The organism is Providencia alcalifaciens DSM 30120 (assembly GCF_000173415.1).
In the GTDB taxonomy this organism is placed as follows: domain Bacteria; phylum Pseudomonadota; class Gammaproteobacteria; order Enterobacterales; family Enterobacteriaceae; genus Providencia; species Providencia alcalifaciens.
Window position 1 is genome coordinate 116,767 of the sequence record NZ_ABXW01000004.1, and the last position, 23,652, is coordinate 140,418.

23 protein-coding genes are annotated in these 23,652 nt (G+C 42.6%); 20 read left to right on the top strand and 3 right to left on the bottom strand.

Annotation, left to right across the window (positions count from 1 at the left end; all coding sequences use genetic code 11):
* Window positions 1–207: 207 nt before the first annotated feature.
* Entirely contained in the window at window positions 208–1,536 is a 1,329-nt protein-coding gene (brnQ, locus tag PROVALCAL_RS00915; protein ID WP_006657176.1) for a branched-chain amino acid transport system II carrier protein, read from the top strand.
* 75 nt (window positions 1,537–1,611) lie between these two features.
* Here the strand turns inward: brnQ and ggt are convergent, their stop codons facing one another.
* The 3 genes from ggt to PROVALCAL_RS00930 all read right to left on the bottom strand — a co-directional run bounded on the left by ggt (window position 1,612) and on the right by PROVALCAL_RS00930 (window position 5,009).
* A complete protein-coding gene (ggt, locus tag PROVALCAL_RS00920) occupies window positions 1,612–3,378 on the bottom strand; it encodes a gamma-glutamyltransferase (protein ID WP_006657177.1) in 1,767 nt (588 codons plus the stop codon).
* A 210-nt stretch (window positions 3,379–3,588) separates the two neighbouring features.
* Complete coding sequence (locus PROVALCAL_RS00925) at window positions 3,589–4,191, bottom strand: peroxiredoxin C (RefSeq protein WP_006657178.1); 603 nt, start codon at window positions 4,189–4,191, stop codon at window positions 3,589–3,591.
* A gap of 206 nt (window positions 4,192–4,397) precedes the next feature.
* Complete coding sequence (locus PROVALCAL_RS00930; protein WP_006657180.1) at window positions 4,398–5,009, bottom strand: acyl carrier protein phosphodiesterase; 612 nt, start codon at window positions 5,007–5,009, stop codon at window positions 4,398–4,400.
* Window positions 5,010–5,186: 177 nt separating this feature from the next.
* Between PROVALCAL_RS00930 and queA the strand changes: the two genes are divergently transcribed.
* From queA to PROVALCAL_RS01025, 19 genes are all read left to right on the top strand, one after another.
* A complete protein-coding gene (gene queA / locus PROVALCAL_RS00935) occupies window positions 5,187–6,269 on the top strand; it encodes a tRNA preQ1(34) S-adenosylmethionine ribosyltransferase-isomerase QueA (protein WP_006657181.1) in 1,083 nt (360 codons plus the stop codon).
* Window positions 6,270–6,344: 75 nt separating this feature from the next.
* A complete protein-coding gene (tgt, locus tag PROVALCAL_RS00940) occupies window positions 6,345–7,472 on the top strand; it encodes a tRNA guanosine(34) transglycosylase Tgt (protein WP_006657182.1) in 1,128 nt (375 codons plus the stop codon).
* Between the two features lie 217 nt (window positions 7,473–7,689).
* Window positions 7,690–8,022: a preprotein translocase subunit YajC gene (yajC, locus tag PROVALCAL_RS00945; RefSeq protein ID WP_006657183.1), complete on the top strand. Its 333-nt coding sequence runs from the start codon at window positions 7,690–7,692 to the stop codon at window positions 8,020–8,022.
* A gap of 27 nt (window positions 8,023–8,049) precedes the next feature.
* The gene (gene secD / locus PROVALCAL_RS00950; RefSeq protein WP_006662794.1) at window positions 8,050–9,897 is read left to right on the top strand and encodes a protein translocase subunit SecD; all 1,848 of its coding nucleotides are present in this window, start codon (window positions 8,050–8,052) and stop codon (window positions 9,895–9,897) included.
* Between the two features lie 10 nt (window positions 9,898–9,907).
* Window positions 9,908–10,876: a protein translocase subunit SecF gene (gene secF, locus PROVALCAL_RS00955; protein WP_006662793.1), complete on the top strand. Its 969-nt coding sequence runs from the start codon at window positions 9,908–9,910 to the stop codon at window positions 10,874–10,876.
* 112 nt (window positions 10,877–10,988) lie between these two features.
* Window positions 10,989–11,438, top strand: coding sequence for a transcriptional regulator NrdR (gene nrdR, locus PROVALCAL_RS00960; protein ID WP_006662792.1), 450 nt, complete (start codon window positions 10,989–10,991; stop codon window positions 11,436–11,438).
* A 5-nt stretch (window positions 11,439–11,443) separates the two neighbouring features.
* Window positions 11,444–12,559 carry a bifunctional diaminohydroxyphosphoribosylaminopyrimidine deaminase/5-amino-6-(5-phosphoribosylamino)uracil reductase RibD gene (ribD, locus tag PROVALCAL_RS00965; protein WP_006657187.1) on the top strand — a complete coding sequence of 372 codons (1,116 nt, stop codon included), beginning with the start codon at window positions 11,444–11,446 and terminating at the stop codon, window positions 12,557–12,559.
* A gap of 103 nt (window positions 12,560–12,662) precedes the next feature.
* Window positions 12,663–13,136, top strand: a complete 474-nt coding sequence (ribH, locus tag PROVALCAL_RS00970; protein WP_006657188.1) for a 6,7-dimethyl-8-ribityllumazine synthase — start codon at window positions 12,663–12,665, stop codon at window positions 13,134–13,136.
* A gap of 69 nt (window positions 13,137–13,205) precedes the next feature.
* Window positions 13,206–13,622 (top strand): transcription antitermination factor NusB, encoded by a 417-nt coding sequence (nusB, locus tag PROVALCAL_RS00975; protein ID WP_006657189.1) that lies wholly within the window; start codon window positions 13,206–13,208, stop codon window positions 13,620–13,622.
* A gap of 128 nt (window positions 13,623–13,750) precedes the next feature.
* Window positions 13,751–14,722: a thiamine-phosphate kinase gene (thiL, locus tag PROVALCAL_RS00980; protein WP_006657190.1), complete on the top strand. Its 972-nt coding sequence runs from the start codon at window positions 13,751–13,753 to the stop codon at window positions 14,720–14,722.
* A 10-nt stretch (window positions 14,723–14,732) separates the two neighbouring features.
* Complete coding sequence (pgpA, locus tag PROVALCAL_RS00985) at window positions 14,733–15,242, top strand: phosphatidylglycerophosphatase A (protein WP_006657191.1); 510 nt, start codon at window positions 14,733–14,735, stop codon at window positions 15,240–15,242.
* A gap of 704 nt (window positions 15,243–15,946) precedes the next feature.
* Window positions 15,947–16,486, top strand: coding sequence for a fimbrial protein (locus tag PROVALCAL_RS00990; protein ID WP_006657192.1), 540 nt, complete (start codon window positions 15,947–15,949; stop codon window positions 16,484–16,486).
* A gap of 63 nt (window positions 16,487–16,549) precedes the next feature.
* Entirely contained in the window at window positions 16,550–17,278 is a 729-nt protein-coding gene (locus PROVALCAL_RS00995; RefSeq protein ID WP_006657193.1) for a fimbrial biogenesis chaperone, read from the top strand.
* Window positions 17,259–17,825: a fimbrial protein gene (locus tag PROVALCAL_RS01000; protein WP_226890332.1), complete on the top strand. Its 567-nt coding sequence runs from the start codon at window positions 17,259–17,261 to the stop codon at window positions 17,823–17,825. Before PROVALCAL_RS00995 ends, PROVALCAL_RS01000 begins: the two co-directional genes overlap by 20 nt.
* Window positions 17,826–17,836: 11 nt before the next feature.
* Window positions 17,837–18,373 (top strand): fimbrial protein, encoded by a 537-nt coding sequence (locus PROVALCAL_RS01005; protein WP_226890331.1) that lies wholly within the window; start codon window positions 17,837–17,839, stop codon window positions 18,371–18,373.
* Window positions 18,374–18,430: 57 nt separating this feature from the next.
* Window positions 18,431–19,183: a fimbrial biogenesis chaperone gene (locus tag PROVALCAL_RS01010; protein WP_006657196.1), complete on the top strand. Its 753-nt coding sequence runs from the start codon at window positions 18,431–18,433 to the stop codon at window positions 19,181–19,183.
* Complete coding sequence (locus tag PROVALCAL_RS01015) at window positions 19,174–19,923, top strand: fimbrial biogenesis chaperone (protein ID WP_006657197.1); 750 nt, start codon at window positions 19,174–19,176, stop codon at window positions 19,921–19,923. The genes PROVALCAL_RS01010 and PROVALCAL_RS01015 overlap by 10 nt, the downstream gene beginning before the upstream one ends.
* Window positions 19,913–22,495 carry a fimbria/pilus outer membrane usher protein gene (locus PROVALCAL_RS01020; RefSeq protein ID WP_006657198.1) on the top strand — a complete coding sequence of 861 codons (2,583 nt, stop codon included), beginning with the start codon at window positions 19,913–19,915 and terminating at the stop codon, window positions 22,493–22,495. Before PROVALCAL_RS01015 ends, PROVALCAL_RS01020 begins: the two co-directional genes overlap by 11 nt.
* Before the next feature lie 49 nt (window positions 22,496–22,544).
* Complete coding sequence (locus PROVALCAL_RS01025) at window positions 22,545–23,639, top strand: hypothetical protein (protein ID WP_226890330.1); 1,095 nt, start codon at window positions 22,545–22,547, stop codon at window positions 23,637–23,639.
* The last annotated feature ends 13 nt before the right edge of the window (window positions 23,640–23,652 follow it).

Here is a 23,652-nt window from a genome sequence, read left to right on the forward strand (position 1 = left end):
TTTTTTCCCTATAAAAGTTTTACTTGTCGCCAGTTATTGGCGATTTTTACTGTTTTTTGATGTTTAGTATTACAAAGCTAACCAAGGCATGCATTTTATATTGTTAAAGTCATGTTAATCAGAACTCTATTTCGTCATATATGTTCCAATAGGTTATCTATGAGATAGCCTGTTTTTAATTCATAATTTACTAAAAATTAACATAATATGGCTCATCGTTTATCATCCAGAGATATCCTCGCCTTAGGTTTTATGACCTTTGCGCTATTTGTTGGTGCTGGAAATATCATTTTCCCGCCAATGGTCGGTTTACAAGCAGGTGAGCAGGTTTGGACTGCTGCACTTGGTTTCTTAGTCACTGGCGTCGGTCTTCCTGTTCTTACTGTTGTTGCACTAGCAAAAGTGGGGGGCGGTATTGAAGCGCTCAGCACGCCGATTGGTAAAACTGCCGGTTTATTATTAGCTGTCGTTGCTTACTTATCAGTAGGACCTCTTTTTGCGACACCAAGAACAGCAACCGTTTCGTATAAAGTGGGTATTGCGCCATTGCTTGGTGGTGAATCGGAAATCTCCCTATTGGTTTATAGTGCAATCTATTTTGTACTGGTCATCGGAATTTCGTTATATCCAGGTAAGTTACTTGATAGCGTGGGGCATATTCTGGCGCCAGTAAAAATGTTGGCACTGGCTATATTGGGTATTGCGGCGGTGATGTGGCCCGCAGGGCAACCAATTGTGGCAACGCCAGAATATCAAGATATGGCATTCTCTAATGGTTTCATCAATGGTTACTTAACGATGGATACATTAGGTGCGATGGTGTTTGGTATCGTCATTGTGAATGCGGCGCGCTCACGAGGTATCGAAAACTCCTCATTATTAACTCGTTATACTATGTGGGCGGGCTTAATTGCAGGGGTTTTATTAACGCTGGTTTATTTATCGCTGTTTAAACTGGGCGAGAATAGCGGTTCATTAATTCCAAATCCTGCCGATGGTGCTGATATTCTGCATGAATATGTTCAGTACACTTTTGGGAACTACGGTAGCTTCTTCTTAGCGGTGCTGATTTTTGTTGCCTGTATGGTAACTGCTGTTGGTTTAACCTGTGCATGTGCTGAATTTTTCAGCCGTTATGTCGCAATTTCTTACCGTAAGTTAGTGCTAATCTTGGGTCTGTTCTCCATGGTGATTTCAAACCTTGGGCTCAGTAAGCTGATCGCATTCTCACTGCCTGTTTTAGTATCAATCTATCCGCCTTGTATTGTTTTGATTTTGATGAGCTTTACATTGAAATGGTGGCGTAATCCAACCATCGTAATTGCACCGACGATGTTAACAAGTTTTGTGGTTGGCTTGATTGGCGCAGTGAAAGCATCGGATAGTTTGAAGACCTACATTCCGGATTGGATGACGTCTATCCCATTATACCAACAAGATTTAGCTTGGGTGTTACCATCCGTCGCTGTGCTGGTTGTTGCTATTGTGTGTGATAGATTCATTTCACCATCTAGCGAACATCATAAGCACGCATAGTATTTTGTAAATACGCAATAAAAATGCCAGTGGAGGATAATCCCACTGGCATTTTTCGTTATCATGATGACTGAATTAATTCACACCCACAGCACTACCCGCAGGGCGGCGGACATCGTTAGAGCCATAGATAAAGCCTTCACGAACTTTACCGGAAACGGCAGAATCGTTACCTGAGGATTTTGCACTGACACCTGCACCATCAGGAATACCAATCATAATCAGCTCCGCAGCGCCCCATGGCGTCTGTTCAACCATCTTATATCCCATTTTATCTAGTAGAGCTAACGTATCTTTAGATACGCCACGCTGTTCATAGTAAACCTCGTCTGGGAGCCATTGATGGTGAATTCGAGGGGCATTTACCGCTTCTTGTGGAGGCATACCATGGTCAATAATATTTAACGCGGTTTGTAAGGTAATCGAAATAATACGAGAGCCACCCGGTGAGCCGAGAACTAAGAACACTTTGCCATCTTTAGTGACAATTGTTGGGCTCATGGATGATAGTGGGCGCTTACCGGGGGCAATGGAGTTTCTTTCTCCTTGTACTAATCCATACAGATTTTTTTCGCCGACTTTGGTGGTGAAATCATCCATTTCATCATTCAAGAAGAAGCCTGTACCCGGAGGGATAACGACGGAGCCAAATCGACCATTAATCGTGTAAGTGGTTGAAACAGCATTGCCTTTATCATCTACCACAGAATAATGGGTGGTTTCTGGTTTTTCATGCGGTCCCATACCAGGCTGGACTTCGGTAGACGGCGTGGCTTTGTTCGGAACAATTTCTTTTCGCAGATCTGCCGCATACTGTTTACTGAGTAATTTGCCTGTCGGGTTATCGACAAATGCAGGATCACCTAGGAATGTATTGCGATCCATGTAAGCATGGCGCATCGCTTCGGTCAGTGTATGAATATATTCTGCTGAGTTGAAACCCATTTCTTTTAGGTCATAACCTTCTAAGATATTGAGGGTTTCACAGATAGTCACACCGCCGGAGCTTGGTGGCGGGGCAGAGATAAATTTGTAGCCGCGATATGTACAGCTAACGGGCGTTGTGTCTGCGATGGTGTAATCTGCAAAGTCTTGAGCCGTCAGGATCCCACCGTTTTTCTTCGAGGCTGCCTCTACAATTTTAGGTATATCCCCTTCATAGAAGGCGACAGGACCGTTATTAGCGATTTTTTCTAAGGTGTTAGCTAAGTCGGTTTGAACGAGCAAGTCTCCAGGTTGGTAAGTACTTCCATCTGGTTTTAAGAAGATACGAGCGACTTCAGGATCTTGTTTAAAGCGTTCAGTTGTGGTGTCGAGTACATCCGTATCTCCACGGGTGAGTACAAAACCTTCTCTTGCGAGTTTAATTGCAGGCGCCATGACTTGTTGGCGGCTCATCGTGCCATATTTTTCAAGGGCATAATCTAAACCTTTGACTGTGCCTGGAACGCCTGAGGCGAGGTAGCCGTATAAGCTGGCATCTTTGATAAGCTTGCCATCTTTATCTAAATACATGTCGGCACTGGCGGCTTTTGGTGCGGTTTCTCGAAAGTTAATGAAGATATCTTTGCCATCAGCAAGGTGAAGTGTCATAAACCCACCGCCGCCGATATTACCACAGCACGGGTTAACAACGGCTTGCGCGTAACCGACTGCAACCGCAGCATCCACCGCATTGCCTCCTGCTTTTAAAATATCAGCTCCAATTTGGGATGCGAGGTGTTGAGAGGAGACAACCATACCTTTTGTCGCTTCAACAGCGGGTTCGGAAGCGGCGTAAAGTTGACTTGATGTCAGCAAAGAAATCAGTAGTAAAGAAGGGCGCCATGCATTTTTTATCATTGGTATCTCCCGATTAAATGAAGGAAGTAACGCTTAGATGTAATACAAATAAATAATTTGTTAAATATTTGTATCGTTAAGATATAGCATGAATTATTTAGGGGGCTGAACAGCAAAAGTAGAAAAGTGTTAACGAGGTAGGAAAAATTGCAGATAAGAGATGTAAAAATGCCGGCATTGAGCCGGCATCTGAAAACTTAATTGGTAGAATTACAGACCAGTTGCGTTTTTAGTCAGGTAAGCAGCAACGCCTTTTGGTGATGCGCTCATGCCTTCTTTACCTTTTTCCCACTGAGCTGGGCAAACATCACCGTGCTCTTCGTGGAATTGCAGCGCGTCAACCATACGCAGCATTTCGTCGATGTTACGACCTAATGGTAGGTCGTTAACCACTTGGTGACGAACAATACCGTTTTTGTCAACTAAGAAAGAACCGCGCAGAGCAACGCCCGCTTCTGGGTGCTCGATGCCGTATGCTTTCATGATTTCACGTTTGATATCAGCAACCATCGGATATTTAACTTCACCGATACCGCCGTTATCAACAGGCGTTTTACGCCATGCGTTATGGACGAACTCAGAGTCAAAAGAAACACCAACGATTTCTACGCCGCGTTTTTTGAATTCTTCATAACGGTGATCAAATGCAATCAGTTCTGAAGGACAAACGAAAGTGAAGTCCATTGGCCAGAAGAAGATCACAGCTGGACGACCGTTCAGGTGGTTTTTCAGGTTAAAGTTATCAACGATTTCACCATTACCAAGAACAGCTGCAGCAGTAAAGTCAGGGGCTTGACGTGTTACCAGAACCATAATGTACTCCTATGAGTTTTAAGGGTTTCTATCTCCGCAATCATAATGGGGCATGCGGATAAATATAACCTAAGGATAAGGATTTATCCTTGGAGAATAAAGGCATTAAAACCAATTAATATGATAGTTTTTACCTATCAATGGTATCAATTTGGCAAATTAATATCAATAAGATAGTTTTATTCCATTAAAGTGCAAGTTTTAATTTATTCAGATGCACGTAATGTGAACTCTTGGGCAAAAAGCTGTTGTTCCGCCGTCTCAATCATTAGTGGATAAAACTGAAAGAAAATATGTTCAAGTTCTGGATAATTAAGTAAAAAATCATCAAAAGAGCCACTCAAGGCAGCCAACTTCGGTCGGCGTCTTGCCATACCATTGAGCGATTTCCCGATATACTCTTTTTCCGCATAGCGAGTCAGCCATTGCTGAGACCACAGGTACTCATTTAACTCCTGAAATTTTTCAGGGGTATGATACAAATCAGGTTCAATGGTTTGCCGAGCAAAACGCACGAAATCAGAGAGTGAAAGGGTAGGAACGAAGCGTGTCCAATGTCGAGAAAGAAAATGATCCCAGACCAAATCCAATGTGATAGGCGCAACTCGGCGATATTCTTCACGAAATAGGCGACGTGCTTGTTTGACGAGTGGGTGTGTATCAGTCGTTCTATCAACAGCCCTGTGCATACGGATCCCTGCGACAATATCGGCAGGATATTCCCCCGCGGGATTGCCGCGTACGTAGTCCGCCATCATATTTCCCAATAGAGAGCTTTTGGCGAGATGGGCAAGGTGAAGATGAGCAAGGTAGTTCATGTCGGTACTATAAACGAAAAAATGAAAGAAAAAAGAGTGCAGGCACATTCCGTGCGGTTTCAGAAAATATTTGCGCAATATTGCTTATTTTTTATACTAAATGGCGCTTATTTCTTGCGCCAAAGACAGTGCAGCACTAGACTAGTCGCCTTATTTTTTTAGATTGATGTTAATACAATGCGTGTATCCGATTTTACTTTTGAATTACCAGAAGAACTTATTGCCCATTATCCTCAGGCTGAGCGTAGCTCATGTCGCTTACTTGGTCTTGATGGTGCCACGGGACAGCTTACGCATGGTGTGTTTACCGATATTCTTGAAAAATTGGAGCCAGGGGATTTGCTGGTGTTCAATAACACTCGAGTGATCCCTGCTAGATTGTTCGGTCGTAAAGCGAGCGGCGGTAAAATTGAAGTTCTGATTGAGCGTATGCTTGATGAGCACCGTGTTTTGGCTCATGTTAGAGCGTCTAAAGCACCGAAGGAAGGTGCGGCATTATTGCTTGGTGAAGATGAAAGTGTGAACGCAACAATGGTTGCTCGTCATGGTGCTCTATTTGAATTGCGCTTTGATGATGCCCGTGATGTGTTGAGCATTCTTAACCAAATTGGGCACATGCCATTGCCACCGTATATCGACCGTCCAGATGAAGAGTCTGATAAAGAGCTGTATCAAACGGTGTATAGCCAACGTCCAGGTGCGGTTGCTGCACCAACAGCGGGTTTACACTTTGATGAGCCGTTATTAGACGCATTACGTCAAAAAGGCGTTGAGATGGCATTCGTGACATTGCATGTCGGTGCGGGCACGTTCCAACCTGTGCGAGTTGATTCCATCGAAGACCATATTATGCACTCTGAATATGCAGAGGTGCCGCAAGAGGTGGTCGATGCTGTGTTGGCATGTAAAGCGCGTGGAAATCGTGTGATTGCGGTGGGAACTACATCTGTTCGTTCACTTGAAAGCGCCGCGAAAGCCAGCCAAAATGCTTTAATTGCTCCATTCTTTGATGATACCCAGATATTTATTTATCCGGGTTATGAATATCAAGTGATTGATGCCCTGATCACTAACTTCCACCTACCAGAATCCACGTTGATTATGTTGGTTTCTGCGTTTGCGGGATATCAAAACACCATGCGAGCCTACAAAGAAGCGGTTGAGCAAAAATACCGTTTCTTTAGTTATGGCGATGCTATGTTTATTACGCCAAATGCGAATGCTCGTTTTGAGCAAGTCGGCTCGGCAGAACAAGAATAAGTGGCGGCGTCGCTGCTCGCTTAGATTCAGTAACCAATAGCACCAGACTGTTTTTCTGATGCTAGGAGATAAAACGTGAAATATGAATTACAGACAACCGACGGTAATGCGCGTCGTGGTCGCCTAATTTTTGAACGTGGCGTGGTTGAAACCCCCGCGTTTATGCCAGTAGGAACTTATGGCACAGTGAAGGGGATGACCCCTGAAGAAGTGAAAGAAACTGGCGCACAAATTCTACTGGGTAATACCTTCCATTTATGGTTACGTCCGGGTCAAGAGATCATGAAATTGCATGGTGACCTGCACGATTTTATGCAATGGCAAGGTCCGATTTTAACGGACTCCGGCGGTTTCCAAGTTTTTAGTCTTGGCGCCATGCGTAAAATTAAAGAAGAAGGCGTTCATTTCCGTAATCCAATTAACGGCGAAAAAGTCTTCTTAAGTCCTGAAAAATCGATGGAAATTCAGTACGATCTTGGTTCTGATATCGTCATGATCTTTGACGAATGTACACCATATCCAGCCGATTGGGATTACGCCAAAACATCAATGGAAATGTCATTACGTTGGGCTGCACGTAGCCGCCAACGTTTTGATGAGCTAAACAATAAAAATGCCCTGTTTGGAATTATTCAAGGCAGTGTTTACGAAGATTTACGCGATATCTCCGTGAAAGGGCTGGTGGAAATCGGCTTTGATGGGTACGCTGTAGGCGGCCTAGCAGTGGGTGAGCCAAAAGAAGATATGCACCGCATTTTAGAACACGTATGCCCGCAAATTCCAGCGGAAAAACCGCGTTACCTAATGGGCGTTGGTAAACCTGAGGATTTAGTTGAAGGCGTGCGTCGTGGCATTGATATGTTTGACTGTGTGATGCCAACTCGAAATGCACGTAATGGGCATTTGTTTGTCACTAACGGCGTGGTAAAAATTCGTAATGCGAAGTATAAGTCAGATACTTCATCACTTGATGAAGAGTGTGACTGCTATACTTGTCGTCATTATAGCCGTGCTTATTTGCACCATCTTGACCGTTGTAATGAAATTTTGGGTGCGCGTCTCAATACCATTCATAATTTACGTTACTACCAGCGCTTAATGGCAGGTATTCGCCAAGCGATTGAAGCTGGCAATTTTGAGCAGTTTGCTGCCGATTTCTATCAGAAGATTGGGAAACCTCAGCCTTCATTAAATAGAGCGTGAATTTAAAGTGCGAAGTTAGCCCGATCTGTGTAGCATATCGGGCTGTACCCTTCGTTCTTGCAGCTGAATTGTGGTTATTGGCATCAGCCAAAAGAATTATTTAGTGCAAATTATAGTTTTTAGTTCTAGTTACATAATGGTTTGATGTATTTTATGTAACTTGAATTAGTTAAAGTGTAAGTTTGAAATTGCTTTCAATAACAATGAGGAAAGTTGAATGAGTTTTTTTATTTCTGAAGCAGCTGCATCAGCAGGCGCACCCGCTCAAGGTAGCCCGTACTCTCTGATTATTATGCTGGTTGTTTTCGCGCTGATTTTCTATTTCATGATCCTGCGTCCACAGCAAAAACGTGCTAAAGATCACCGTAAACTGATGGAATCAATCGCTAAAGGCGATGAAGTTTTAACAACGGGTGGTTTAATCGGTCGTGTAACTAAAGTGTCTGAAACAGGTTATGTTGTTCTTGAACTGAGTGAGAACACTGAAGTAACTATCAAACGTGATTTCGTTGCTGCTGTTCTACCTAAAGGCACAATGAAAGCAATCTAATTCTGAATTTTCCCGAAGGGAACTGCCGTGCTAAACCGTTATCCTTTATGGAAGTATCTGATGTTGATCACTGCGATCCTCATCGGTTTGCTGTATGCACTTCCAAACCTATATGGTGAGGATCCGGCTGTTCAGATCACTGGCGTGCGGGGAACCGCCGCCAATGAACAAACGCTGATCCAAGTCCAAAAAGCTTTAGAAACAGATAAAATTCAGAGCAAATCTGTTGCTCTTGAGAATGGGGCGATTTTAGCCCGTTTCAACAACTCTGACGTTCAGTTACGTGCTCGTGAAGTTATCATGAACGCGTTGGGTGACCAGTATGTTGTTGCATTAAACCTTGCACCTGCTACACCAAAATGGCTTGAAGCTCTCGGTGGTGAACCGATGAAGCTGGGTCTGGACTTACGTGGTGGGGTTCACTTCCTGATGGAAGTTGATATGGACACTGCATTAGGTAAATTGCAGGAACAAAACATGGATGGTTTGCGTAATGACTTGCGTCAAGCAGGTATTGCGTACTCTTCTATTCGTAAAGGCAGTGATTATAGCGTCGAAGTTCGCTTCCGTAACGCTGATGATCGCAGTCTTGCTGAGAAAACACTGGCGCGTAAATACCCAGATTTAGTGTTTTCTGATGGCAGCGATAACACCATGATTGCTGTTATGACTGATGAGCGCTTACGTGAAGCACGTAACTATGCCGTCTCTCAAAACATCACTATCATCCGTAACCGTGTTAACCAATTAGGTGTTGCTGAACCATTGGTTCAACGCCAAGGTGCGGATCGCATTGTTGTTGAATTGCCAGGTATCCAAGATACTGCGCGTGCAAAAGAAATTTTAGGTGCAACTGCAACCTTAGAATTCCGTTTAGTCAATACAAGTGTGGATAGCTCAGCTGCAGAAAGTGGACGTATTCCGGGTGATTCAGAACTCAAATCTGACCGTAATGGCGTGCCTTATGTTCTGTATAAGCGTGTTGTTTTAACGGGTGACCACATCACTGACTCAACGTCTGAAACGGATGAAAATGGTTACCCACAGGTCAGCATTAGTCTTGATAGTGCAGGTGGCTCTATCATGTCTGATTTTACCCGTGACAACCAAGACAAGCTGATGGCAACCCTGTTCGTTGAGTACAAAGACAGTGGTAAAAAAGATGCTGCGGGTCGTGCGATTTTAGTCAAAGATGAGAAAGTGATTAACGCTGCACGTATTCAAGCTCGTTTCGGTAGTAAGTTCCGTATTACAGGAATTGATAACGCAAACGAAGCGCGTCAATTATCCTTGCTGTTGCGTGCAGGTGCGCTGATTGCACCAATCCAAATTGTTGAAGAACGTACAATCGGTCCAACATTGGGTATGCAAAACATTGAGCAAGGTCTGAAAGCGTGTATCGCAGGTCTGTTAGCCTCTATCCTGTTTATGATTATTTACTATCGTAAATTTGGTTTGATCGCGAGTAGTGCTTTGATGGCAAACTTGGTGATGATCGTGGGTATTATGTCTCTGTTACCAGGGGCAACACTGACTATGCCAGGTATTGCAGGTATCGTCTTAACCCTTGCGGTTGCCGTCGATGCTAACGTTCTTATAAATGAACGTATCAAAGAAGAACTGCGTAATGGGCGCTCGGTACAGCAAGCGATCCACGAAGGGTATAAAGGCGCCTTCTCAAGTATTACCGATGCAAACTTAACGACGCTGATCACGGCAATTATTTTGTACGCAGTGGGTACAGGGTCGATTAAAGGCTTTGCGATTACGACAGCGATTGGTGTCGCAACCTCTATGTTTACAGCTATTGTTGGTACACGTGCAATCGTGAACCTGCTATACGGTGGTAAACGTATTAATAAGCTGTCAATTTAAGGAGCACGTTGTGGCACAGGATTATACTGTTGAACAATTGAACTATGGTCGTAAAGTTTATGACTTTATGCGCTGGGACAACGTTGCCTTTAGTATTTCTATCATTTTACTGATCGCTTCTTGTGTGATTATCGGTGTTAAAGGCTTTAACTGGGGACTTGATTTTACGGGCGGTACCGTCATTGAAATCAACCTTAGCCAACCTGCTGATTTGGATAAAATTCGTGATAGCCTATCTAACTCGAATCATAAAGATCCATTAATCCAAAACTTTGGTAGCAGCCGTGACATCATGATCCGCTTACCACCTGTTGAAGGTGTAGCGGGTCAAGAAGTGGGTAAAGAGATCATTACTATCATCAATAAAAACGTTGATGAGCAAGCGACGGTTAAGCGTATTGAATTCGTGGGACCAAGTGTAGGTGCTGAGTTAGCACAAACAGGGGCACTAGCGTTATTAACGGCGCTGATCTGTATCCTGATTTACGTTGGTTTCCGTTTCGAATGGCGCTTGGCGGCAGGAGCTGTATTGGCGCTCGCTCATGACGTGGTGATCACATTAGGTATTCTGTCTCTATTTCATATTGAGATTGATATGACTATCGTGGCGTCATTGATGTCTGTTATTGGTTATTCCCTTAACGACAGCATCGTAGTTTCGGACCGTATCCGTGAGAATTTCCGTAAGATTCGTCGCGGTACGCCTTATGAAATTATGAACGTATCTCTGACTCAAACATTGAGCCGTACCATCATGACATCAGCAACAACCTTATTAGTGGTTCTGATGCTGTATCTGTTTGGTGGCGCAATGTTAGAAGGCTTCTCACTGGTTATGTTAATCGGTGTGACTATCGGTACGATTTCATCTATCTACGTAGCTTCTGCATTAGCACTGAAGATGGGTATGAAGCGTGAGCACTTAATTCAGGCGAAAGTCGAGAAAGAAGGTGCGGACCAAGAGTCTTTACTGCCTTAATTTTTGCGTAGTATAAAGCGTTGAAAGCACCTTGCGAGTTCTACTTGCAGGGTGTTTTTCATTTCAGGACTGAGTTACACTACCTACCCTATAAATATAATCAGGAATTCCTATGCATTGCCCATTTTGCTCAGCTGTAGATACGAAAGTGATCGACTCGCGTCTGGTTGGTGAAGGCTCTCAAGTGCGCAGGCGCCGCCAATGTTTGGTGTGCCATGAACGCTTCACCACCTTTGAAGTGGCGGAACTTGTTATGCCTCGGGTAATTAAAAGTGACGACATACGCGAGCCCTTCGATGAAGAAAAACTCAACCGAGGTATGCTAAAAGCATTAGAAAAGCGTCCTGTCAGCTCTGATGCTATTGATCAAGCGATTATTTCTATTAAATCCCACCTACGTGCAACAGGCGAGCGTGAAGTGCCTTCCAAGTTGATCGGTAATTTGGTGATGGATGAGCTCAAAAAACTCGATAAAGTAGCGTATATTCGTTTTGCTTCGGTTTATCGTAGCTTTGAGGATGTACGTGAATTTGGCGAAGAAATTGCTAAGTTACAGGACTAATATTGATGCTTGAACAAGACCGTATTTACATGGCGCGAGCCTTTGAATTGGCAAAAGAAGGGCGCTTTACCACATCGCCGAATCCTAATGTGGGTTGCGTCATTGTCCGTGACGGCGAGATTGTGGGTGAAGGCTATCATCAAAAAGCGGGCGAGCCTCACGCTGAAGTGCATGCATTGCGTATGGCTGGGGATAAAGCAAAAGGTGCGACAGCCTATGTGACCCTTGAGCCTTGTAGCCATCACGGTCGTACTCCGCCTTGTGCGGAAGCTTTAATTAATGCCGGAATTAGTCGTGTTGTTGCCGCGATGCAAGATCCAAACCCACAAGTCGCTGGGCGAGGTTTATATATGCTCAATCAAGCGGGCATTGAAACGGCTAGCAATATTTTACTGGAAGAAGCTGAAGCACTTAACCGTGGCTTTTTAAAACGCATGCGTACCGCTTTTCCCTACATTCAATTAAAACTGGCAGCCTCATTAGATGGCAAAACGGCTTTAGCGAATGGGGAAAGTAAATGGATCACAAGTCCTGCGGCGCGTAAAGATGTTCAGGTATTACGTGCTCAAGCGAGTGCGATTTTGAGTACCAGCAATACGGTTCTTGCGGATGATCCAGCTTTAACCGTACGTTGGAATGAGTTACCTGAGGATATTCAAGCAAAGTACCCAGAAGAGACGCTGCGTCAGCCAATTCGTATTGTGCTAGATCGCCATAATCGCATCACCCCTGATCATAAAGTCACTCAGCTAGAGGGGGAATGTTGGTTAGTCCGCCCGACGCCAGACACAGCAGTCACATGGCAAGGTGATGTTGAGCAACTCGCTATCCCTGCGGATGACAATGGTATCGATTTAGTCATCTTAATGATGCAATTAGCGAAGCGCAATGTGAATAGCATCTGGGTTGAAGCTGGGGCTAAACTGGCGGGTTCGCTATTGAAATTAGGCTTAGTCGATGAGCTAATTGTGTATATTGCACCGAAATTACTTGGGGATGCGGCACGTGGTTTAGTGAGCCTCCCTGAATTAAGCGCATTATCGGATGCGCCTAAATTTGAATTTACTGACGTTGAAAAAGTCGGTAGTGACCTTCGTGTAAGGTTGCGCCCTGTATGGTAAATGCGTTTTTTTTAGCTGTTTGCTGAAATTCACTCATACGATTACCTAAAGAATGTGATAAAATCCGCGCCCCGCGGGTTATAATTAATATTTGAGGAAGATTATGAACGTAATCAAAGGTGTTGTTGCTGCGCCAAAAGCGCGTGTTGCTATCGCTATCGCTCGTTTTAACAACTTTATTAATGATAGCCTGCTGGACGGTGCTGTTGACGCGTTAGAGCGTATTGGTCAAGTTGCTCAAGACAACATCACTGTTGTGTGGGTACCTGGTGCATATGAATTACCATTGACTGTAAAAGCACTGGTCGAAACCAAAAAATATGATGCAGTTATCGCATTAGGTACCGTTATTCGTGGCGGGACTGCTCACTTTGAATTTGTTGCTGGTGAGTGCAGCTCTGGGTTGTCTCAAGTTGCAATGAACAGCGAAGTTCCTGTGACTTTCGGTGTGTTAACCACTGAAAATATCGAACAAGCCATTGAGCGTGCAGGGACTAAAGCAGGTAATAAAGGTGCAGAAGCTGCACTGACTGCGCTCGAAATGATTAATGTGATTAAAGCTGTAAAAGGCAAATAATGCGCGTCATATTTCGGGCTCAATGAGCTCGGAATATGCTGTGTAGTTTTTTTATTTAAGGGGAATCTTGTGAAACCTGCTGCTCGTCGCCGCGCTCGTGAGTGTGCTGTACAGGCCATTTATTCATGGCAATTATCCGGTAATCCTATTGCCGAAGTGGAATATGAGTTTATTGCTGAACAGGACATGTCTGACGTTGACGTAAACTATTTCCGTGAATTAATTTCTGGTATTGCGAACAATGCCACGAAGCTGGATCAATTAATGTCACCTTACTTATCTCGTCAATTAGAGGAGTTAGGTCAAGTTGAGAAAGCAATTTTACGTGTCGCGATGTATGAACTAAGCTATAGACAAGATGTACCTTTCAAGGTTGCGATAAATGAAGGTATTGAATTAGCTAAAGTTTTTGGTGCTGAAGATAGCCATAAGTTTGTCAACGGTGTGTTAGATAAAGCAGCGCCTGTAGTACGTCGTAAGAAATAAACATAATCAGGTTCCCTCCTGTAATACGTGAGTCACAATGAGTAGGCTGGGTTCCAGTCTACTCTAGTACTTATGTCTGGTTTTTCAGTTTATTTAAAATCAGACATAGCGAAAATGGAAAATCTACCATGTCATATGGCGAATTTGACCTCATCGCACGTTTTTTTAATCGTCAACCTGTAAACCGACGTGATGTTAATATCGGTATTGGCGATGATTGTGCGCTAATGACTATCCCCGAAAAACAGCAAATTGCTGTGAGTACTGACACCCTAGTTTCTGGTATTCATTTTTTACCCAATATCTCTCCTGCTGACCTTGCTTATAAATCTCTCGCCTCAAATTTAAGCGACCTTGCTGCAATGGGGGCGGATCCTGCTTGGGTTTCTTTAGCTATAACTTTACCAAGCGTGGATCATGAGTGGCTGCAATCCTTTAGTGATATGTTGTTTGAACAATTGAATTACTATGGTATGCAACTGATTGGCGGAGATACAACTCGGGGTCCAATGAGTTTAACGTATACCGTGCATGGTCTCGTACCCGCTGGAAAAGCATTAACGCGTTCCGGTGCACATAATGGTGACTGGATTTATGTTACCGGCACATTGGGAGATAGTGCTGCGGGATTAGCGATACTACAAGATAAATTGCATCCTGAAAATCGTGAACAGAAACAGTGGTTGGTTGGTCGTCATTTACGGCCACAACCTCGTATCTTGCAAGGTCAGGCTTTACGTAATCTTGCATCCTCTGCGATAGATATCTCTGATGGTCTAGTATCCGATCTTAACCATATACTCAAAGCCAGTGGTTGTGGCGCGAGAATTAATCTTGATGCTTTGCCACAGTCAGAAGCTTTAAAGGCGAACTGTTCCGTCGATCAAGCTCGAGTTTGGTCATTAAGTGGCGGTGAAGATTATGAACTCTGTTTTACGGTACCTGAAATGAATCGTGGTGCGTTAGAAGTCGCTTTAGCACATACAGGGGCAGGCTTTACATGTATTGGTCAGATCAGACCACAATCTGAAGGGATCAGCTATTTTTGTGATAATCAAGCTGTTGAGGTTAATCTCAAAGGCTTTGATCATTTTGTTTAGGAAAATGTCCATGGCGACCACACAAGAAAAAGCAGCAGCAAAAAAACGATTGAATATGCGAAATCCGTGGCATTTGCTTGCTACAGGATTTGGTAGTGGTTTATCGCCAATTGTTCCTGGCACAATGGGATCATTAGCGGCTATTCCATTCTGGCTATTAATGAGTCATCTGCCGATGTGGAGCTGCTGGGTTATTATCGTGGTTGGGTTCTGGTTTGGATGTTGGATCTGCCAGCGTACTTCCGATGATATGAAGATTCATGACCATGGAAGTATTGTGTGGGATGAATTTATCGGTATGTGGATTACGCTCATGGCGATCCCTGTTGTCAGCGTTCAATGGGTGATTACTGGATTTTTAATTTTCCGTGTTTACGACATGTGGAAGCCTTGGCCAATCCGTATTTTTGATCGTCGAGTCAGTGGTGGATTCGGGATCATGATTGATGACATCATTGCTGCGATATTTGCCTATCTGACAATTTGGTTATTGGTCCATTATCAAGTGATGCCTTTCTAATTTTTCAATTAGCCTATCACGATAATTGGTATTTTTAGATAATGAAAGCCCTAGTTAAATACTAGGGCTTTTTGATTAAGTTAAATTATTTTCAATTCGTTTTTTTGTGAATATAGTTAATTTTATTTTTTTTATTTGTAATAATTAATTTTACCGTGATTGTATTTTAATCATCATTTGTTTCAAAATGTAAAAACCAAGAATTAAATTTAACCTCTAAATAATGGTATCTAATTTATTTTTTCTTTTTTGTAGGGAAAACTAACTGAGTAAAATTCATGTATACGCGATATTATCTATGGATTTATTAATTATCTAATTGAACATAATTTCTATTACACATTGATATGTAGTTTATATCAACGTCATTAATATCATTAATGTCGAAGCTTGATAAGTAAAAATAGCGCATTATTGAACTACTTAATTAAAAACACCAATAATATGTGTTTTTATTTTGAAATGGAAATTTACAAATTGTTACAGCTGCGATTCTCTAAGTACATGTACCAATTCATATTCATCAAGTAATATGTTTAAAAATAACAAGCAAGAATTAATTTTTATAAAATGTACGTTATTTTTAGAAGAATTAAGTTTATCTATTTTGCTTGTTATTCTTTAAATAAAAAACCATTAAAAATTTTATTTTGATGAAGGTTTATTTATCTCAATTTTATATTAATTCTTATTAAGGGTTTACTATGTTTTTTAATAAAAAAAATCTAACCGTATTATTTATAGCGACTGGCTTAGGTTTCTCGGGTGTGGCAATGTCTGCAACTAACGCACAGATCACTGTCACTGGAAATATCGCTGCTGCAACGTGTGATTTAATCGTATCAAATACCGGTATTGATTTAGGTACTTTTATTTCTTCAGATATTAAAGCGGCAGGTGTTATTGCAGGTAGTACTCGTGCTTTCGATATGAGTTTATCGAACTGTGGTAAAGCATTCGATGGTAAAGACGGTAAATTTATACAAATGCATGCGAAAGGTACTGCTTTGGCTACAAATACCGCTTTATTTAATAACATCGATAAAGGAACTGTGGGGGTAGAAGTGACCGCAGATGGTAAACCAGTAAAACCAAACTCAACGATCCCATTAGAGAGTATTAAGACAGTTGCTCAAAATGGTTCAGCCGTGATCCCGATGACGGTGGCTCTGAATTCTACCATGCTTCAGCCGGGTTCTCAGCGTATTGAAGCGCCAATCACTTTCTCTGTTAGCTACGAGTAAGGTTTGCAGTGAAATGGCCGCTTTTTGCCATTTCACAATTTTATTCATGACTTAAAGATAAAAATGAAATTATTAACGTTACTACGCGCATTACCAATTATTGTGACGCTATGTTTTATTCAGATAGACACAACTTGTGCAGCGGGGGTGGGGATTAATGCCACGAGAGTTATTTTCCCCCAAGATAGCCAATCTGTTCCAGTTACGCTTCGAAATACTACAGAGAAGGAAGAATATTTGGTTCAGGTTTATTTGACTAAAATAGCCAAAGGTGCGAGCCAAGACCAAACTTTAGATGTGCTTCCTCCTATGTTCTATCTGGCATCAAAACAACAGCGTGATGTTCGCTTAGTTGAAGGTGCTCAGGTTGCGGGATTACCTAAAGATCGTGAGTCTATCTTCTATTTTCACGCCAGAGCGATTGCGGCGAGTGAAAAAAATGGTGAGCTGCAAAAAACGTCAATGAAAGGTGACGTTAAAATCGCGTTAGAGAGTGTCATTAAAGTCTTTTACCGCCCAAAAAACCTGCCATTAACGGTAGAGCAAGCGCATAGCAGTCTGCTCTTTGAGGAAACAGCTAATGGGATCAACGTGGTTAATCCATCACCGTATTACATCACATTGTCATCATTGAGTGTGGGGGGACAAGCTGTTGCGTTAAACCCTGATCTGAACAACACCATGATTGCGCCTTTTGCCAGTATCAATTATTCACTGTCCGTGAAAAAAGGTAAAAAAGTGTGGGCAGTTATCAATGATCTTGGAGGAAGAAGTGAGTATTCACGACCGTAGCATTTATCAGCATCGATGGATGCTTCTCGCTGGCGTGTTTTCCATCATGATGATGCCTCTAGGGCATGCGGGTAACACCCTTGAGTTAATCGCTGAAATAGACAATGCGGGTGAGTGTGCAATTTCGGTGAGTCCCTCATTGATTGAGTTTAAAAGACGCCCATCAATCGGTGAGTTTGTTGCAAACGATGCCGTGGATTTACAGAGGTTAAGCTTGAAATATACGTGTACGGGCTATGAAACCAATGCTCGTCCTGAAGTCAACGTGACGGGAAGCACTGCAACAGATACCAACTTGTTTTTAACGGCAGATTTTACAGGCGCTAAAGGGGTTGGTTTTATGCTGAAAGAAGGTTCTGTAAAAAATCTTTCTGGGTATTACAACACAGGTAAAACCGTGGTGAATGGTGATTCAATATTCTTACCACCTGACATTAATGAGGGAGAAAAGCCGTTTACAGTCGGGTTTATCCGCCAAGTTGGTAATAACACAGTGACAGCTGGTGCGGTGAAAGCGGCAATTCTGTTTACTGTTGTTATGCCATAACCGGAGGCGATGTGAGCAAATATTTCTATTTTCTTATGGTGCCACTGTGGGGATTTTCAGAAGGAATATTGGCTGCTCCAAATTCAGTCAGCATTAATTTTGATGCCCACTTATACCAGCGAACATGTGAGATCAATCTTTCTGAAAGCGTGATTGCTTATGGGAGAGTGAAACCTCAAACCATTGTCGATAATGATTCGGGAAAGAGTACAGCGCTTAATCGTAATGTCTCTTTAACCTTAGCAAACTGCTCCGGTCTTGGCACATTAAGTGGGAGCAAAGTGATTGTCACAGGCCCGACTCAAATCATGAACGGTGAAACGTTATTTAAGGAAAGTGGTAGTTCAGGTGGAGTTGGTATTCGGCTAAAAGCGGGTGGACAAAATAAAGTTAGCGGTGATTCCGTCTGGGATTTATCCGCAACCCATAACCAAGGAAATCAAATCACCGTGGTGACTGCACTTTCATGCGGCAATTGCCAAAACGTTCAAAAAATTCAATTAGGCACATTTAAAGCCACCATGATGTTTACCATTTTAGCGTACTGAATAGTACGCGGGTTAATCACGCTTATTAATAATAAAAATAACGGAATAATTTTGAGTATGTTTAAGAAAACAGGATCCCTATTTTTTATTTTTCGCTTATTTGTGCTGTTAATTAGCATTAATGTTAATTCAGCACAGGCTGGATTACGTCTAGAAAAAAGCCGTATTATTTGGAGTGATTCAGATACTCAGCAGTCAGTGACATTAACTAACGACAGCGATGATATTTATTTAATTCAATCAGGCATATTTAATACGCCTACTGGAACCCAAGAATCCTCATTATTTTCTGTTATTCCACCATTGTATCGTTTGGATGCGAATAAACAGCAAACGATGAAAGTGCTATTACAAACTTCACCCGACTCATTACCTCAAGATAGAGAATCTATTTTCTATTTTAGCGTGATTGCGATCCCCGGTGTTTCACCGGAATTAACGGAAGATGCTGCAGCACAATTATCTATTGGCACACGCTTAGTGATTAAACTGTTTTATCGTCCCGTTGAGTTTGCCCAATCTCCTGATTTTGCGGTGGCAAATGTGCAATTTTACGCATTATCTCACGGTTTATGTGTTGTGAATCACTCGCCATATTTCATTACGCTCAGTGACGTTAGGGTGGGAAATCGTATATTTCCTCAGCTAGCCGGAACGATGCTTTCGCCTTTTAGCCAACAAAAATTAGCGATTTCAGACTCGATTTCGGTGCAAGCCCCCATGCGTTGGCAAGCAATTAATGATTATGGGGGTGACACGGCACTTTATTCAGGTTCTGTGAAGGATAACAAGGAGCAGTTATGTCAGTAATAAAATTATTGTACGGTCTTGTTTTTATGCTGCTGCTGAACCATGCCTTTGCCTCAGAGATTAATGAAGGATTTCATTTTTCTCCAGAACGGTTGGTTTATTTGGAAAGTAATCCCAAAGGTATTTCCACAGGTTTACAGAATGGCACGTCAAAAGCAGCATTGATTCAGGCACAAATCATCTCGACGGATAGTCAAAGCGGTCTGCCTGTCGTTGAGCATTTGGGGAAGAGCCATGATGCTTTTTTAATTACGCCGCCATTACATAAATTAGGGATTAATGAGCGTTTTAATTGGCGTATTCAACGTGTAAATGAAGGAAAACTGGCAACGGACAGGGAAACGGTTTTTTACGTTGCTTTAAAGGTTATCCCAGAATCAGAATCGAATCATCAGGCGCCATCGCAGTTTATTCTGGCACCAACCATTTATTTAAAAATGTTATATCGTCCAAGGCAAATTGACGCGTTACGTTTAGATTCTCAAACTGAAAAATTAGACGTAGTTGTGCAAGGCAATAAGGTCATCATTAATAATCCGACACCATTATCCATGACATTAGCAACATTATCGGTAGGGGATTATGACGTACCGGTAGAAAAATTTACTCATGGTATAGCCCCTTTTGGAAAACAGGTAATTGACCTAGATAAGTCCGTCTCTGGCACGGTTACATGGCGAGTATTGAACGAATACAGTATCCCGACAAAGCTGGAAGTAAGGGGCGCCAATGAATCTTAAAATGCACAAGATGCCTTTTGCCATTATCCCGATAGCTTTTGCGCTAGCATGCTGTTTATCAACCGGTAATGTCTTGGCTGAGCCTTATTTTGACCCGACGCTATTGAACTTGCCAGAGGGAACCCGTGTAGACAGCATTGATCTGTCGGCATTTACACGTTCTGAATCAGTGACGGCAGGTCGTTATGTGGTCACCTTGCGAATTAACAAGGAAGATCAAGGGCAGAAAGAGATCCATTTCTCTGCGGATGAGCAGGGCAATATTGTACCTGAAATCACGCCAGCCTTATTGGATGAATATGGGGTTAATGTGGATAGCATACCGACATTGAAATCTTTGCCTAAGGATGAGCCGATCCTTTCTTTAAAAGAGGCACTGCCTGATTCTCAAATCCAGTTTGATGTCGCTAAGTTGGATTTGAATATCAATATTCCACAGGTTGCTATGCGCCATAAAGCACGCGGAGCGGTAGATCCTAGCTTGTTAGATCAGGGGATCACGGCATTGCTCTTTAACTATCAGCTGAATGGTAGCAAACAAAAGTTTAGTGGTTCCCAAATCAGCGGTAAAAACACAGTGAATTCCTTGTACGCCAATATGAGCGGTGGGCTTAACATTGCGGCATGGCGCTTACGTTCTAATTTTTTATATATGGAAAATAAGTCGAAGCACAGTGGGTATAGCACTCACCATCGGGAAAGTAAATTTTCACGTACCATCCTTTCTCGAGATATTCAGCGCCTAGGCTCTGAGTTGGTGGTGGGTGAAACCAGTACGCTGAATGATGTGTTTGATAGCGTTCCATTTAAAGGCATTCGTTTATTGTCTAACGAACAAATGCTCTCAAGAGGGGAGCGTGGATTTGCACCGGAGATTCGCGGTGTCGCGATGTCGAACTCACGAATTATCATCAGGCAAAACGGCAATATTATTTACCAAACCTATGTGGCTCCGGGACCGTTTGTGATTAATGACATTTATCCGACAGGAGCTGCCGGGGACTTAGAGGTTTCCATTCAAGAGGAAGACGGTTCTACACGTGTATTTACACAAGCGTTCTCTTCACTGCCCGTTATGCAGCGTGTCGGTGGCTTAAAATATGAAATTGCTGCGGGTCAGTATGATGGAGGGATCACGGACGGCTCTAAAGAGCAGCATTTCATGATGGGAACACTGATTTATGGGTTGCCAAAAGCTATCACGGTTTACACCGGATTATTAGGGGCGAATAACTACTGGAGTGGAATGATCGGGACAGGGATTTCATTGGGCGCATTTGGTGCGCTTTCTATGGATATGACGCACGCTCAAACCACGATTTTTAATGAACGTAAACAAGGTCAATCTTTTCGTGTTCGCTATTCTAAAAACCTATCGGAAAGTGGGACATCTGTGGATTTAACAGCACTACGTTATTCGACGAAAGAGTATTACAGCTTTGCAGATTTCAACCAAGCTGGATACCAATTAAAGGAAAACGTCGCACCGTGGCTTAATGGTCGCCAGCGCAGTAGCTTTCAAACATATATCAACCAGTCATTAGGCAAGTGGGGTTCTATCTACTTACGTGGGATGCGCAGTGATTACTGGGGGAAAGCGGATACAGTCACGACACTGGGTCTGGGTTATAACAGTTTTTATCATGGCGTTAGCTACGGTATTGATTACAGCATCAGCCGTACTGAAGGTAATGGAAATTGGCCTGAAAATAAGCAAGTGAGTGTGAACATGAGCATTCCGTTCAGTATTTTCAGTGGTCACAAAAGTATTGAGAACATTAACAGCACTTTTCAAGTCAGCCATGATAATACTGGGCGTACCTATCAGCAGGTCGGGATTAATGGTCAATTGCTAGAAAATAAACTTAATTATCAGTTGACTGAGAGTGGCGATAACCAAGATCAGAGCATGATGAGCTCGTTAAGTTTGGGCTATCAAGGTAGTAAAGGATACCTCGGTGGTGGATACAGCTATGGTCGTGATAGCCAACTCATGTATGCCAACGCGTCAGGTGGCATGATTATTCACGCCGGTGGCGTCTCTTTGAGCCAATATATAGGAAATTCAGCTGCGGTAGTGTATGCCCCTGATGCAGCAGGAACAAAAGTCAATAACGGCTCAACAGTCATTGATTTGAATGGTTACGGTGTACTCCCTCATTTGTCGGATTATGCACAAAACGTCGCAAGTTTAGATGTGCATACACTGCCTGAAAACGTAGAGAGTAAAGAAAATGCGTTGAACCTCTATCCAACAAAAGGTGCGATTGTGAGTGCTCATTTTAAAACATTAAAAGGCTATCAAGCCATGATCACCCTACAGCAGCCGCACAATATACCGATGGGTGCTATTGCATCGCTTCACCAAAATGAGGCTGCAGAAGAGGCTATCATCTCTGGCATTGTCAGTGATAACGGACGGGTTTATTTAAGCGGATTACCCGAGTCAGGACAGTTGGTAATTAAGTGGGGCAAAAGTGGCTCCGAGCGTTGTGAAGCGCCTTTTGAAATGGAGAAATCCGTTGAGAACGCGTATTCATCGTTACGTAATTTAACACTGTTATGCCATTAAGTGGGCTGGATGTTTTATGAGAATGAATACAATGACGAAGAAGATATTAATGAGGCTGAAAAGCGTATTACTGAGCGGTTTGTTCATTTTAATCGTGAATGCCCCCAGCTTTTCGAAAACGGTGACAGTCCTCAATGGGCGAGGATTAATTGGTGTTTATGGTGAATACACTAAAACAGTGGGGGGTTATAGTGGTATTGGTCAGAGTGGTATAAGGGAATATTCATATGTCTATCTTTATAATGCTGGAGGTTCTTCGAATGGACGTAATAATTTTTGGTGCGCGCCGAATAGTTTCTTTGGTGTTATTGATGGTGTGACAGGCCTTAAACTTGATGGCGGCGATGAAATGATTTTGGTCCCAGAGTTTACGTTTGTTGATGAAAGAACAGAATTCATCAGTGGTCGTTATGTAGATACCATTGCTGGATATTTTAGTGGATGGGGTTCTGGAACTAATGAGCAATTAGGAGTGGACAGCAATTGCTTATGGAAGCCTTATCAAAGCACACCGACAGGAAATCTTATTCGTCATTCTGTTACCCTGACTGGGCGTATGTTAATTTATGGAACAGGTAATCAACGAAGTGGTTTTTATAGAATATCGTCACCATATTTTGGGGTCATGATTGAGGATTATCTTAAATTTGGTACTGCCGCAACCCATATAATGGTTAGGGCGAATGAACCAATGGACATTATCGTATCGGGGTTAACTTGCACATTGAACACACCAACGTATGTGAATTTTGGTTCTCACAGTGCGAGTAGTCGAAGTAATGAATTACTGGCTACGGTGAAAAATAACATGTCGGTAAATTGTGACCAAGTGACGAATAAAATCGCTGGAACTATTTCGTTATCGGGTAATGTGAAGCCGCAATATTATTCGGGTAATAGTTTGGAAATCAATTTGCTCGATACACAGCAAAAACCAGGGGCATACGTCAAAATGTATGTCATGGTTAATGGCAATAAAACACCGATTACTTTAGATCAGCGCCCAATTGATTTAGCCAAAATTACCGCTCAACAGGCAAGTGTGGGTATTAATAATGAATTGGTCTATGAACTTTATTCTCGGGGTAATAACGTTGCAGGTAAAGTGAGCGGTAGTGCGGAACTGTCTATAATCATGCGCTAAGAATGAGATGGTT